Origin of the sequence: Mangrovibacter sp. MFB070 (assembly GCF_000705335.1) — a bacterium.
In the GTDB taxonomy this organism is placed as follows: Bacteria; Pseudomonadota; Gammaproteobacteria; order Enterobacterales; family Enterobacteriaceae; genus Mangrovibacter; species Mangrovibacter plantisponsor.
Genome location: NZ_JJMI01000022.1, coordinates 526,878 through 539,906 on the forward strand (window position 1 = coordinate 526,878; position 13,029 = coordinate 539,906).

Sequence of the window (13,029 nt, forward strand, 5' to 3'; positions counted from 1 at the left end):
AAAATGTGATTCAATAGAAAATTGTTAGCAAGCTAATTACAAAAAAATGACATTATCGCTAACGTGAGGACCCGGCGGGATGAGGGTTTTTGGCAATGGCGATTGCCTGTAACTGGTAACCTACCCAAACCAGAACCAGTGTGCTTAACATAATGCTGGTGGTGGCTATCAGGGGTGTGGATACCATCATGGAAACCAGCAGGCTTGCCAGGAAACACAAGCCTAACTGAAGGGCGTTTTGTAATGCAGCGGCCCGCCCGGCAGCCTGGGAAAACGGCTGCAGAGCCTGTGCAACGACAATAGGGTAAATTGCACCATTTGCCAGCGCCATCAGGCAGAAGGGTGCCAGCAGGCTGGTCAAAGAAGGGGATGTGGTCAGCGAGACACCAAAAACAGCGGACACACTCACAGCAAATATCCCCAACAACCAGGGTAGCATTTGCTGCCCTTGCCACTTTTTCAGTGCACTACGGCAACCAAAACCGCCCAGCAAAAAAGCCAGAGTTTGTGGTACGTAACTCAGTCCAATTGCTTCAGGCTCATAACCCATTTGGTGAAGAATAAAGGGGGAACCCGTGAGCCAGGCGAAAAAGCTGGCTGAGCAGGCTGCATAAATAATGACATTCCCACAATACCCTTTATGGCGCAGCAAAGAGGAATAAAGGGTGGGTTGAGAATGCGCTGTACGTTGTGGGCGTTGTGCACTGGTGTAATGCCAGAGGGGTAAAATCAGCAAAAGTGTGATGAGCAGCAGGCAGGCGAATATCGCCTGCCAGTCAAAATGGCGCAGTACCCAGCTACCGGCAAGAGGAGCCAGTGCCGGGGAAAGCGCAACCAGAGGCATGATAGTGGCAAAAACACGATTCGCCTGCTGCCCGGAGAAACGGTCAGTAACCAGCGCCTGCCAACTTACTGTTGCGCAACACACCCCAACCGCCTGAATAAACCGCAATACCAGAAATGCGGTTGGCGAAGTGACGAAAAAAATCCCGGCACAACTCAGTGCAAAAATCACCAGCCCGCTTAACAGAACAGGGCGGCGGCCAAAATGGTCAGAAAGCGGGCCCCAAATTAATTGAGCCAGAGCAAAACCGGCGAGAAACACACTCAAACTGGCGCTGATGGCCGACGGGGGAGCCCCCAGTGAAACCTGAATGGCACTAAATGCAGGCAGGTACATATCGGTTGCTAAAAAGCCCAGCATGCTAAGTCCGGCAAGCCAGGTAATAAAGAGGCGAGAGGCGCTCATGGTCAATCCTGATATAACAAAATTCGTGGCGTGAGTGTAAAAAGTGCATCCGCCGTTGTGAAACGCTAAAATTTGGATGTTCCTTTCAAAAATTTTGCAGGCAGGTTATGTGGTCAGAATATGCGCTTGAAGTGGTGGATGCCGTGGCTCGTAATGGCAGTTTTACTGGTGCGGCACAGGAGTTGCACCGTGTCCCTTCGGCAATCAGTTATACGGTGCGGCAACTGGAATCCTGGCTGTCGGTCGAGCTGTTTGAACGCCGCCATAAAGATGTAGAACTGACCCCCGCCGGGCGCTGTTTTTTGCAGGAGGGCCGCAGTGTTATCAAAAAAATGCATGAAACGCGCCTGCAGTGCCAGCAAATAGCGAATGGCTGGCGTGGTTCACTGGCGATTGCGGTTGACACCATCGTTCGCCCGGCAAGAACCCGTCAGTTGGTACAAGATTTTTATCACCATTTCCAGGATGTGGAATTGCATGTGCGGCCGGAAGTGTTCAATGGTGTGTGGGATGCACTGGCTGATGGCCGGGTAGAACTGGCAATTGGCGCGACCCAGGCTGTGCCTGTTGGTGGGCGTTACGGCTTTCGTGATATGGGTAGCCTGGCATGGTGCTGTGTGGTTGCGGCATCGCATCCGCTTGCGCAGATAAACGGTGCAATTGGTGATGACATACTTCGCCAGTGGCCGTCTCTGGTTCTGGAAGATACATCGCGTGAACTACCGAAAAGGATAACCTGGCAACTCAGTAATCAGCGCCGGATAGTGGTACCAGACTGGCAGTGTGGTTTCGCCTGCCTGAGTGACAGCATCGGTATCGGCATGGTTCCGGCACATATGGCGCAGCCGTTTATTGACCGCGGGGAATGGGTCAGCGTGCAACTTGAAAACCCTTACCCGGACTCGGCTTGTTGCCTGACATGGCGGCAAAGTGATGCCTCACCGGCTTTACAGTGGGTACTGGATTACCTGGGCGACAGCAGCACACTGAACAGTGAGTGGTTGCGGGAGCCAGGCCAGCTCCCGCAAGGTGATTAACGGCGATAATCTCTGAACGGGCCATCGGCCACTGAACGGCGTTCAATCAGGCGGGGATGAACCTCAATTGTCTGAGACTCCTCGCGCTTATTGATAATTCTGTCGAGCAGCATATTAAATGCCGTTTCGCCGAGAGAATCTTTGGGCTGGTGAACGGTGGTCAGTGCCGGGGTAAAGTAACGCGCGTTGCGCACGTTATCGTACCCAATAATCGAGATATCCTGTGGCACACGCAGCCCCATTTCGTCTGCCGCGCAAATAGCACCCATCGCCATAATATCTCCGCCACAAAACACAGCTGTAGGCCGCTGCGGGCAGGTAAGAATTTGCTGCATGGCGTTGTAGCCGGATTCAGGTTCGAAATCGCCGTGAACAATCCATGACTCAGGGACATTGATACCGGCTTCGTTCATTGCTTTCATGAAGCCGGAAAGCCGCCCTGAACCTGTGTTACGTTCCAGTTGGCCTGATATCACGCCAATTTCCCGGTGCCCGCGTTCGACCAAATACCGGCCAGCCATGTAACCGCCTTCGAAGGCGTTATCAATGACCGAGTCGGTAAAATCTGCCCGTGCTTCACCCCAGTCCATAACCACCATCGGAATGTGGCGGTACTCTTCCAGCATAGAAAGCAGTTCCTGGGGGTATTCTGAACACATAACTAACAGGCCATCGACACGCTTTTGCGCCATCATGGACAGGTAGGCACGCTGCTTTTCAAAGTTATTGTGCGCATTGCCGAGAATCAGAGTGTAGCCTTTGGCGAAACAGCTGTTCTCCACCGCTTCAATAATCTCAGCGAAATAGGGAGCTTCACTGCTGGTAGAAAGCAGGCCAATTGATTTTGTGTGGTTCACCTTCAGGCTGCGGGCTACCGCGCTGGGTGAATAATGCAGCTCTTTGATTGCTGCCCACACCGCATTACGGGTGTCTTCCGCAACAAAACGCGTTTTGTTAATAACGTGTGATACGGTTGTAGTGGAAACGTTTGCGCGTTTCGCGACGTCTTTTATAGTTGCCATTCGATGTCACTCCAGACCATATCCTAAACTCCTGAAAACTAATTGGTTAAACGTTTGCCTGGGCTTACCCCTGTAAGCAACGAATTGGGTTGCCAGCATGCCGGGATTGCGACATTAAACGAAAAGGAGGGGATAGTGGCCGGTACGTAATAAGTCAGCGTGCGATTTTGTCTTATATTGAGTAAAAGTGGAAGTGCTAAAGCACATATCAAACTAAATCTTTAAGGATTTTACGGCCAAACTGTGTAAAAATGATCTACACCCACTTTTTACAGGGAATAAGGAATTAATCATGCCAACTGAATTGAGATATTCACTGACTACGACTGTTATTACCTTAGGTCTGATTGTTGCAACGGCGCTGATTGCCATCCTGCATTAAGGCCTGTACTGCTTCACGCAGTTAGCATCGCTCAGGTGATGGCGTTGTTAGTTTTGGTGCCTGTCTAAGGGCCTGCTAATACACTGTCGCCTGGCTGTTGTCCTTTCTCCCTTCCTGCTATTTTCTTTACTGCCACACTGATTCTTTACCATTTAGCAAAACTCTATTATCACTATTGCCACTTTTCAAAGTGAAGTGTGACTGACATCATGTTTTCATCTTTTTTGTCTTTGCCCGCGCTTTTTTGCGCAGGCTAAAAATTGAGGTAGTGATGAAAGTCAATTTGCCATTACTTGCCCTGGCGATAGGGGCCTTTGGGATTGGTACCACTGAGTTTTCACCTATGGGGCTGTTGCCGGTTATTGCTGAAGGGGTTCATGTGTCGATTCCCGCTGCCGGCATGCTGATTAGCGCCTATGCCGTTGGGGTAATGGTTGGGGCTCCACTGATGACCTTGTTGTTATCTCGTTATTCACGGCGAAACGCCCTGGTTTTTCTGATGAGTATTTTTACTTTGGGTAATGTGCTTTCTGCTGTGGCTCCGGATTATGGCATGTTGATGTTTGCCCGTGTGATAACCAGCCTGAACCATGGAGCATTTTTTGGACTTGGGGCTGTGGTGGCTGCCAGTGTCGTCCCCGCGAATAAGCAGGCCAGCGCTGTTGCAACAATGTTTATGGGGCTGACAATTGCCAATATTGGTGGGGTGCCCGCGGCAACCTGGCTTGGGCAGTATATTGGCTGGCGTATGGCTTTCCTGGGGATCGGTGCGCTGGGGCTGGTAGCTATGTTCAGTTTGTTTATGACTATTCCGGCAAGTATCAAAGGCCACAGGCCGGATGTGGCGAAGGAGTTGAAGGTTCTTGCCCGGCCGCAGGTACTGGCGGCACTGCTTACAACGGTATTGGGTGCCGGTGCGATGTTCACGCTGTACACCTATATTGCCCCGGTACTGGAAACCATTACAGGCGCAACACCTGGGTTTGTCACTGCCATGCTGGTGCTGGTCGGTGTTGGTTTTTCTATTGGGAACTACTGGGGCGGGCGGTTAGCGGATAAATCGGTTACTGGCACGCTGGTTGGTTTCCTGGTGCTGCTGATTGCCAGTATGGCACTGGTGCCGCTGGTGGGTAAAAGCCATGCCGGAGCCGCATTGATGATGATCGTTTGGGGGGCGGCAACCTTTGGCGTCGTTCCGCCTTTACAGATGCGAGTAATGCGTGTTGCCAGTGAAGCGCCGGGTCTTGCCTCATCAGTTAATATTGGTGCTTTTAACCTGGGGAATGCGCTGGGGGCAGCAGCTGGTGGTGGGGTAATAACTGCGGGCCTGGGTTACAGTACTGTACCCGTTATGGGGGCTATAGTTGCCGCAACAGGGTTGCTACTGGTATTGATTAACCGCCAGGCGGATAACCGTGTTTGTGAAACAACTGACTGAAGTCATTCTTTTCCCCGCCCCAAAAAAAGCGAAGCACAGGCTTCGCTTTTTACTGTTAGTACGATTACGCAGCGAGGTTCTTCGCAACAAACTCCCAGTTTACCAGAGCCCAGAAGTGCTCCAGGTAGTTAGGGCGAGAATTACGGTAGTCAATGTAATAGGCGTGTTCCCACACATCAACAGTCAGTAATGGTGTCGCGCCTGCAGTCAGCGGAGTGCCGGCATTAGAAGTGGAAACGATAGCCAGGCTGCCATCTGCTTGTTTAACCAGCCAGGTCCAGCCAGAACCAAAGTTCTTAGCTGCGGCATCGTTAAATTTCGCTTTAAAGTCAGCAAAGCTACCGAAAGCAGCATTGATGGCATCAGCGATTGCACCAGTCGGTTCGCCACCGGCGTTAGGTGCCAGGCAGTTCCAGTAGAATGTGTGGTTCCAAACCTGTGCTGCGTTATTGAACACACCACCTTCAGAAGAGCAGATGATCTCTTCAAGGGATTTGCCCTCAAAAGGGGTACCTTTAACCAGGTTGTTCAGGTTGGTCACGTAAGTTTGATGATGTTTACCGTAATGGTATTCCAGTGTTTCCACAGAAATGTGCGGTTCAAGCGCATCTTTTGCATACGGTAATGCAGGTAATTCAAATGACATTGCTTCACTCCTTGTTATTGTGTACTTAACAAAAATAACACATTTTATAAGGTTTTATATTACCAATATAAAACTAGAATAAAAAGAAAGCATTGCCTGCCAAAACAAGGGCAGGCAAGGTTTTATCGCAGGGTTTTTGGTGTCATTACCCGGCGTGCACCTACATAGTGGCGCTGCCAGTAATCTTCACTCAGGGAGGTTATCTGGATGTCCTGCCCGCTACGCGGAGACTGAATAAATTTCCCACCACCAATGTACACACCTACGTGGTCTGCAGTACCCCGGCCTTCAGTACGGAAGAACACTAAATCACCACTTTGTAGTTCCCCGCGGTCAACAGGGGCGGCGTCTCTCAGGTGATACATTTCATTGGCAGTACGCGGAATATGGAATTTAACTAAATCTTTGTAGGCGTAATAGACCAAACCGCTGCAGTCAAACCCGGTGCGTGGGGAACTTCCCCCCCAATGGTAGGGTTTGCCAATCTGATTCATTAAGGTGGATATTGCCGCAGTTTTAGCGCGTAACACTTTTTTATGTGCGGCAGTTGCTAACGGACGTGTTGTTTTTACCTTCACACAATGTTTTTTATGGCCTTTGCGTGCCCGTGAACATTGCTCTGTCCACACCGTTTCCATTTGAACTTCATTGCGCACCAGGTGAGAAGACTTGCCTTGATGAACAGTGGCTCTGGTATGATTTTTAGCGGTGCGCGTAGTGTGTTTAGTGGTTTTTGTAACTGTTTTTTTTGCAGAAGCCGAAACACTGTGGGTTTTGCGGCTGGTGGATTTGGTGCTGTGGGTACTGGTTTTTTTGCTGCTGTGTTTGGGAATAACGTTGCTGTGTTGCGCCTTCTGCAAAGCTGAATGGCGGGTATGTTCCGACGCCTGAGTTAAAGGCGTCCAGGGCAAGGTTATTAGCAGTGCACAGAACGAAATAGAGAGTTTGCTTATCCGCGCCACTCGTCTGAGTCCCCTGAAAAAGCAGGCCGCATTGCCTGCCAGAAAATGATTAAACCAAAGGATTCTAATATAGATAAAACGATAATGTTAATAATCTTTTTATATTGCCTTACGGTTTTGTGTTCATACGCGAAAAAAATAACCAATATGACGTTTATCTGACCAGTGTTTGACCTGGCGCAGGGTATTCTCTGTTTGAGAAAACTGTTATCCTTAAGGCATGTTTAACGGTTTCGGTATTGCCGGCCAGGTGAAACCGCAGGCCAGAGTCTTGTGGCCTGTTTACTGTGACCAGCAATGCCTTTCTGCCGCTTTGAGGAAGTAAGATAATGAGCTCTACAATTGAAAAGATTCAGCGCCAGATAGCTGAAAACCCAATCCTGCTTTATATGAAAGGCTCCCCTAAATTACCGAGTTGCGGTTTTTCTGCACAGGCGGTACAGGCGTTATCTGCTTGTGGTGAGCGCTTTGCTTATGTCGATATTTTGCAAAACCCGGATATCCGTGCCGAGTTACCGAAATATGCTAACTGGCCGACTTTCCCGCAATTGTGGGTAGAAGGTGAACTGGTTGGCGGTTGTGATATCGTGATTGAAATGTACCAGCGTGGTGAGTTGCAGTCGCTGATTAAAGAAGCTGCAGAACGCCACCGCGAAGACAGCCAGAGCGAGTAATTTATTACCCGCAAATAAAAAGGCGCCAATACGGCGCCTTTTTATTGCCCGTAGCCTGAAAAAATGTAGCCTGGGCCCGTAGAACGTTATACCTGCTCGCTCTCTGCGGTATCCTGCGGCAGTGCCACAGGCCAGCCACCAAGGCGTTTCCAGCGGTTAACAATTTCACAAAACAGTAGTGCAGTCTGTTCAGTATCATATAAGGCGGAATGCGCCTGAGCGTTATCAAACGCGATACCTGCAGTCTGGCAGGCTTTAGCCAGCACTGTCTGGCCCAGCGCCAGACCGCTGAGTGCGGCGGTATCAAAAGTACCAAATGGGTGAAACGGGTTGCGTTTGAGTGAGCTACGCTCCGCCGCCGCCATTAAAAAACTGTGATCAAAATTAGCATTGTGCGCCACGATAATAGCCCGCGAGCACCCGTGATCCTTGATTCCCTTACGCACCATTTTAAAAATGGCGTGCAGCGCTTCGTACTCTGTAACCGCGCCGCGCAATGGGTTGTGAGGGTCGATCCCCGTAAAAGCCAGTGCTTCCGGGTTAAGAATGGCACCTTCAAACGGCTCGACATGGAAATGCAGCGTCTGGTCAGTTGAAAGCCAGCCTTCTTCATCCATTTTTAACGTGACAGCGGCAATTTCCAGCAGTGCGTCCGTCTGGGCGTTAAAACCAGCCGTTTCGACATCAATCACAACAGGATAAAAACCACGAAAGCGGTCATTCAGACCGTTTAGTTGAACATTTTCCGACATCAGCGTCTCATTATTGCGGTAAAAGCTGCGCGCATTATGGCAAATTTCAGGAGGGGATGCAGCAGGCGGGCATAAAAAGCCCGCCAGAGAGTGATTATGCGTTACCCAGGCCTTTGCCTGCGTCTTTGGCTTCAATCAGCTCGATTTTATAACCATCCGGATCTTCAACAAAAGCGATAACCGTTGTACCGCCTTTTACCGGACCTGCTTCACGGGTGACTTTACCGCCGTTTTGGCGAATGCGCTCACATGCCTGTGCGGCATCATCTACGCTAATGGCGATATGACCAAAAGCCGTACCCATTTCATAACTGTCAACGCCCCAGTTCCAGGTCAGCTCAATCACTGCTTCATCGCTTTCCTGACCATAGCCAACAAATGCCAGGGAGTATTTGTATTCTGGATTTTCACTGGTACGCAGGAGTTTCATACCCAGAACTTCAGTATAAAACGCAATAGAGCGCTGGAGATCCCCGACGCGGAGCATAGTGTGGAGTAAGCGCATAATTTTCCTCTTCCGTTAGTGTTTCATCAGTTGGTACACAGGGGAACCAAGTATAGCGGCGAACCTGCGCCGCTATCAATGCAATGAATCAGAGAGTGGGGTAATCGGTGTAACCCTGAGCATCCCCGCCATAAAAAGTTTCCGGGCGCGGGGTATTGAGTGGGGCGTTATGCTGGAGGCGAGCCACCAGGTCAGGGTTTGAGATATAGCTACGCCCAAAGGCGACGGCATCAATCAAACCGCGTTCAATAAGCGCCTGTGCTTTCTCAGGCGTGTAAGCTCCGGCACCAATGATAACACCACTGAAACGGTCACGTACCGCCTGACGGAAGGCATCGCTGTATGGTTTGCCACCTGCCCAGTCCGGTTCGGAAATGTGCAGGTAAGCCAGGCCGCGTTTATTCAGCTCTTCAATAAAATACAGCGCAGCTTCTTCCTGGTCTTCACCATTATCCAGCCCATTAAACGGGCCAAGAGGTGAAATCCGGATACCAATACGGTCGGCTGACCAGGCTTCACAGGCCGCATCGACCACTTCAAGAGCCAGGCGGGAGCGGTTTTCGATACTGCCACCATACTGGTCTGTGCGCTGGTTCGATGCCGGAGACAGGAACTGATGCAGCAAATAACCATGTGCGCTGTGCAACTCGATAAGATCGAACCCGGCTGTTTTGGCATTGACTACCGCCTGGCGAAAGTCCGCCACTATCCCCGGGATTTCCTCTGTTGTCAGTGCTCGTGGTTCTGTGGTGTCCACTCTTACTGCATGCCCGTTTTCATCCCTGAGCGTAGTGCGTGTTTCTGCCCGAATAGCAGAAGGCGCGACCGGGGCTTTACCTTCAGGTTGCAGGGAAGAATGGGAAATACGGCCTGTATGCCACAGTTGAACAGCAATATGGCCGTGTTCCTGGTGAACACTGTCAGTGATTTTGTGCCAGGCGGCAATCTGTGCTGCGCTGTGAATGCCGGGCGCACCTTCATAACCCCGGGCTTGTGGGGAAATGTTAGTCGCTTCAGAAATAATCAAACCCGAAGATGCGCGCTGGCGGTAGTATTCGGCCATCAGTGCGGTTGGCACCTGTCCTGGTTCAATGCTACGCAGGCGAGTAAGTGGCGCCATTAATACGCGGTTAGATAAGGTAACGGCGCCCACTTTCAGTGGAGTGAATAATTTATCTGCAGACATAAAACCTCTTTAATAGACCGGTCGTCTTGTTGAGAAGAAAAAATTAATAGAACGACTGGTCGCACGCAAGAGACTGGGCTTATCCTTGCGTGCGGTTTCTTTACTACGGTCCTTACTGGCGGCAGGTGGCCAGCAAGTCCAGACCTGGCTGGTAGACGTGGGTGCGAATATCCATCATACCAAGCAGCGTGGAGAAAAGGTTGTCCTGAGAAACCTCATCATTTTTGCCTTTTTGTTGCAGGCAGGGGCGATTGATATGGAAACCCTGAGAGTAATTATCCGACAACCAAAATAACAGCGGGATATGGGTTTGCTGGTCTGGCGCGATAAGCCAGGGAGTACCATGCAAATAGATCCCATTTTCGCCCAGAGACTCACCGTGGTCGGATAAATACACCAGCGCGGTATTCATGTCAGTGTGCTGTTTCAGCATATCTATTGTGCGGCTGACAATATCATCTGTATATAAAATTGAATTGTCATAAGTATTGATGAGCGCGTCACGGCTGCAATCCTGAATCTGGTTGGTATCACAAGTTGGCGTGAAGCGGCGCATTTTCTGTGGGTAGCGTTCATAATACGCCGGGCCGTGGCTGCCCATTAAATGCAAAACAATAACAGTATCATGCTGAATACCATCCAGAATATTTGGCAGGCGATACAAGTTGGCATCATCCAGGCAAATACCATCGTGGCAGACATCATTCAGGTTCCATTTAGTCATGTCTGTATGAGGGATGCGAGTGCAGGCACCTTTACAACCACCGTCGTTTTCCCGCCACAGTACATTAATTCCACCATGAGCCAGAACGTCCATCAGACCTTCTTTGTGGTGTGCCAGGTCTGCATCATACTGGCTGCGGGTCATTCCGGAGAACATGCAGGGCACCGAAACGGCTGTTTCCGTTCCGCATGATGTAGCATGGTTGAACCAAATAACATCTCGCTTGCTCAGTTCCGGGTTGGTATCACGCGAGTACCCGCCCAGCGAATAGTTTTGTGCCCGGGATGCCTCGCCCAGAACCAGAATCACCACTGTTTTTTTGCTCTGGCTGCGAATTAACGCGCCTTTGGTGGCATCTTCACCCTGCCTGATAAGTTGGCTGGTATTACCTGCCAATTGCTTGTGCGTGAATTGAATGAAACCAGTGACATAATTGGGTGGGGTCACCATTTTGACCACTTCTTTGTTGTTACGAAACAGTGATGCATAATCTTTGTACAACGTGCTGGCAGACAAAAGAATAACCATAATGGCGCTGATGACCATCAACCCACGCAATAACAGCACGCCCCACCAACGTTCCTTGCGCACTTTAATGGCACACAATAAAGCCGCAGGAGCAACCCCGGTAAGTCCCAGCCATACAAACAGTTGCGGTGTTAGCAGTGCCGTGGCTTCTTGTGTATTGGTATCAAAAATGTTGAGCATCATGTTGCGGTCAATAACCGCACCATAGGTGAACATAAAATAGTTACTTGCGGCGCTGCCAACGAGCAACAATACAAGCAGGGGCTTTCTCAGCCAGGGCAGGGCGAAGAGACTGAAAATAATGGTCCATGCCGCAAACAGTACCAGAGGAATACTCAGGGCAAACAGTATGGTATGCAAATTGTTCGGGTGAATAATTCCCCAACAACGAGCAATAAACAGGCTGTTAATCAAAGTGAAAATGAGCGCGCTGAAAAGTGTAAACTGCGAATCGTTACACTGTAACTTTTTAAACATTATTGTATTCATTGTCAGGGAAGTGAACAGTATCTCACTTTATCCGGCAAAGATTAGTAAAACCTTAATCCTTTGATTAATGACTAATCAGGATAAATAAAGCACATCAGTGACCGGATAATATGATATGAATGAACTGCTGCTTTTTTATGCACTGTGACCGGCCTCATGGCCTGCGAAACTTGCACCACTGGCAGATAACGTCTTCAATAACTGAATGGGGTTGATGAGGTTGAATTGTGGCTGAGCAGTTAGAGTTTTTTCCGGTGCCAAGCCCGTGCCGGGGAATTTGCCAGAGCGATGATAAAGGTTATTGTCGTGGCTGCATGCGCAGCCGCGAGGAACGTTTTAACTGGCAAAAAATGTCAGATGCGCAAAAACAGGATGTTATCAGGCTGTGCCGCCAGCGTATGCTGCGCAAATTGCGGGCAGGTAAGCCAGTATCTGATGATACAGACCAACAACCGTCACTGTTTTAACCGGCGAGGCGGGCTATACTCGCCTGAATTATTTGTTAAAACAGGAACGAACTATGCAGCGTTTAGCCATCGCGCCTCAGGGGCCAGAGTTTTCACGTTTTGTCATGGGGTACTGGCGGTTAATGGACTGGGGGATGTCACCTCAGTCGCTGGTTACATTTATTGAGCAACATCTGGAATTGGGTATTACCACGGTTGACCATGCCGATATCTATGGTGATTACCAGTGTGAATCTGCTTTTGGCGAAGCGTTGAAACTGGCACCTGCGCTGCGCGAAAAACTGGAAATCGTCACTAAATGCGGTATTGCCACGCTGGCTCGACCTGGCAATACGATTGGGCACTACATAACAGATAAACAGCATATTATCAGCAGTGCCGAAAACTCGCTGCGCCACTTCGCCACAGATTACCTTGATTTACTCCTGATACACCGCCCGGACCCACTGATGGATGCAGACGAGGTCGCACAGGCTTTCCTTGAACTGCACCAGAGTGGCAAAGTGCGCCATTTTGGCGTATCGAATTTTACACCGGCCCAGTATTCCCTGCTTCAGTCAAGGTTGCCTTTCTCCCTGGTCACTAACCAGGTGGAAATCTCTCCCGTACACCAACCTCTGTTACTTGATGGCACACTGGATCAGATGCAGCAATTGCGTGTCCGCCCTATGGCATGGTCGTGCCTGGGAGGCGGGCGTTTGTTTTCTTCTCCTGAATTTGCTGCACTGCGGGATATGCTGGGGAAAGTTGCCGGGCAAACCGGCGCTCAGAGCCTTGAACAGGTTGTATATGCCTGGATTCTTGCACTCCCGAGCATGCCACTGCCTATTATTGGCTCTGGTAAAATTAACCGGGTGCGTGATGCTGTTGGGGCGCTGGACGTAAAATTAACCCGCACACAGTGGTTCAGTATCCGTAAAGCCGCACTGGGTTACGATGTTCCCTGAAGAAACCATTTTTCCCGTAGC

14 protein-coding genes are annotated in these 13,029 nt (G+C 50.1%); 6 read left to right on the forward strand and 8 right to left on the reverse strand.

What is annotated here, in order from left to right; translation table 11 throughout:
* Positions 1-58: 58 nt before the first annotated feature.
* On the reverse strand, positions 59-1,249 hold the full coding sequence (gene punC / locus DT73_RS11740; protein WP_036108626.1) for a purine nucleoside transporter PunC: 1,191 nt from the start codon (positions 1,247-1,249) through the stop codon (positions 59-61).
* A gap of 107 nt (positions 1,250-1,356) precedes the next feature.
* On the opposite strand from punC, the gene punR reads away from it, so the two are divergent.
* Positions 1,357-2,286 (forward strand): DNA-binding transcriptional activator PunR, encoded by a 930-nt coding sequence (punR, locus tag DT73_RS11745; RefSeq protein WP_036108628.1) that lies wholly within the window; start codon positions 1,357-1,359, stop codon positions 2,284-2,286.
* Here the strand turns inward: punR and purR are convergent.
* Positions 2,283-3,308, reverse strand: a complete 1,026-nt coding sequence (gene purR / locus DT73_RS11750; RefSeq protein WP_036108630.1) for an HTH-type transcriptional repressor PurR — start codon at positions 3,306-3,308, stop codon at positions 2,283-2,285. The genes punR and purR overlap by 4 nt on opposite strands.
* A gap of 292 nt (positions 3,309-3,600) precedes the next feature.
* Here purR and DT73_RS27075 point away from each other — a divergent pair, with 292 nt between their 5' ends.
* Both DT73_RS27075 and DT73_RS11760 read left to right on the forward strand, forming a co-directional pair.
* Positions 3,601-3,690, forward strand: a complete 90-nt coding sequence (locus tag DT73_RS27075) for a YnhF family membrane protein (protein ID WP_036108633.1) — start codon at positions 3,601-3,603, stop codon at positions 3,688-3,690.
* A gap of 271 nt (positions 3,691-3,961) precedes the next feature.
* Complete coding sequence (locus DT73_RS11760) at positions 3,962-5,128, forward strand: MFS transporter (RefSeq protein ID WP_036108634.1); 1,167 nt, start codon at positions 3,962-3,964, stop codon at positions 5,126-5,128.
* A gap of 64 nt (positions 5,129-5,192) precedes the next feature.
* Here DT73_RS11760 and sodB read toward each other — a convergent pair whose 3' ends face one another.
* Together sodB and DT73_RS11770 are read right to left on the reverse strand one after the other, a co-directional pair.
* Positions 5,193-5,774 carry a superoxide dismutase [Fe] gene (gene sodB, locus DT73_RS11765; RefSeq protein ID WP_036108636.1) on the reverse strand — a complete coding sequence of 194 codons (582 nt, stop codon included), beginning with the start codon at positions 5,772-5,774 and terminating at the stop codon, positions 5,193-5,195.
* A 122-nt stretch (positions 5,775-5,896) separates the two neighbouring features.
* Positions 5,897-6,736: a C40 family peptidase gene (locus DT73_RS11770; protein ID WP_036108639.1), complete on the reverse strand. Its 840-nt coding sequence runs from the start codon at positions 6,734-6,736 to the stop codon at positions 5,897-5,899.
* Between the two features lie 329 nt (positions 6,737-7,065).
* Between DT73_RS11770 and DT73_RS11775 the strand changes: the two genes are divergently transcribed.
* Complete coding sequence (locus DT73_RS11775; protein ID WP_036108641.1) at positions 7,066-7,410, forward strand: Grx4 family monothiol glutaredoxin; 345 nt, start codon at positions 7,066-7,068, stop codon at positions 7,408-7,410.
* Positions 7,411-7,496: 86 nt separating this feature from the next.
* On the opposite strand, the gene rnt is transcribed toward DT73_RS11775, so the two are convergent.
* The 4 genes from rnt to eptA form a co-directional block, all read right to left on the reverse strand.
* On the reverse strand, positions 7,497-8,162 hold the full coding sequence (rnt, locus tag DT73_RS11780; RefSeq protein ID WP_036108643.1) for a ribonuclease T: 666 nt from the start codon (positions 8,160-8,162) through the stop codon (positions 7,497-7,499).
* A 94-nt stretch (positions 8,163-8,256) separates the two neighbouring features.
* Positions 8,257-8,667 (reverse strand): lactoylglutathione lyase, encoded by a 411-nt coding sequence (gene gloA / locus DT73_RS11785; protein ID WP_036108645.1) that lies wholly within the window; start codon positions 8,665-8,667, stop codon positions 8,257-8,259.
* Between the two features lie 88 nt (positions 8,668-8,755).
* Positions 8,756-9,853: an alkene reductase gene (locus DT73_RS11790; RefSeq protein WP_036108647.1), complete on the reverse strand. Its 1,098-nt coding sequence runs from the start codon at positions 9,851-9,853 to the stop codon at positions 8,756-8,758.
* A 112-nt stretch (positions 9,854-9,965) separates the two neighbouring features.
* Complete coding sequence (gene eptA, locus DT73_RS11795) at positions 9,966-11,582, reverse strand: phosphoethanolamine transferase EptA (protein WP_235234483.1); 1,617 nt, start codon at positions 11,580-11,582, stop codon at positions 9,966-9,968.
* 239 nt (positions 11,583-11,821) lie between these two features.
* Between eptA and DT73_RS11800 the strand changes: the two genes are divergently transcribed.
* Complete coding sequence (locus tag DT73_RS11800; RefSeq protein ID WP_036108651.1) at positions 11,822-12,061, forward strand: DUF1289 domain-containing protein; 240 nt, start codon at positions 11,822-11,824, stop codon at positions 12,059-12,061.
* Positions 12,062-12,114: 53 nt separating this feature from the next.
* The gene (locus DT73_RS11805) at positions 12,115-13,008 is read left to right on the forward strand and encodes an aldo/keto reductase family oxidoreductase (protein ID WP_036108653.1); all 894 of its coding nucleotides are present in this window, start codon (positions 12,115-12,117) and stop codon (positions 13,006-13,008) included.
* Positions 13,009-13,029: the final 21 nt, after the last annotated feature.

Coding starts and splice junctions, on each gene's coding strand:
- DT73_RS11760 (WP_036108634.1), top strand. CDS start 3,962: ATGAAAGTCAATTTGCCATTACTTGCCCTGGCGATAGGGGCCTTTGGG.
- eptA (WP_235234483.1), bottom strand. CDS start 11,582: ATGTTTAAAAAGTTACAGTGTAACGATTCGCAGTTTACACTTTTCAGC.
- rnt (WP_036108643.1), bottom strand. CDS start 8,162: ATGTCGGAAAATGTTCAACTAAACGGTCTGAATGACCGCTTTCGTGGT.
- DT73_RS27075 (WP_036108633.1), top strand. CDS start 3,601: ATGCCAACTGAATTGAGATATTCACTGACTACGACTGTTATTACCTTA.
- DT73_RS11775 (WP_036108641.1), top strand. CDS start 7,066: ATGAGCTCTACAATTGAAAAGATTCAGCGCCAGATAGCTGAAAACCCA.
- gloA (WP_036108645.1), bottom strand. CDS start 8,667: ATGCGCTTACTCCACACTATGCTCCGCGTCGGGGATCTCCAGCGCTCT.
- punR (WP_036108628.1), top strand. CDS start 1,357: ATGTGGTCAGAATATGCGCTTGAAGTGGTGGATGCCGTGGCTCGTAAT.
- sodB (WP_036108636.1), bottom strand. CDS start 5,774: ATGTCATTTGAATTACCTGCATTACCGTATGCAAAAGATGCGCTTGAA.
- purR (WP_036108630.1), bottom strand. CDS start 3,308: ATGGCAACTATAAAAGACGTCGCGAAACGCGCAAACGTTTCCACTACA.
- DT73_RS11805 (WP_036108653.1), top strand. CDS start 12,115: ATGCAGCGTTTAGCCATCGCGCCTCAGGGGCCAGAGTTTTCACGTTTT.
- punC (WP_036108626.1), bottom strand. CDS start 1,249: ATGAGCGCCTCTCGCCTCTTTATTACCTGGCTTGCCGGACTTAGCATG.
- DT73_RS11790 (WP_036108647.1), bottom strand. CDS start 9,853: ATGTCTGCAGATAAATTATTCACTCCACTGAAAGTGGGCGCCGTTACC.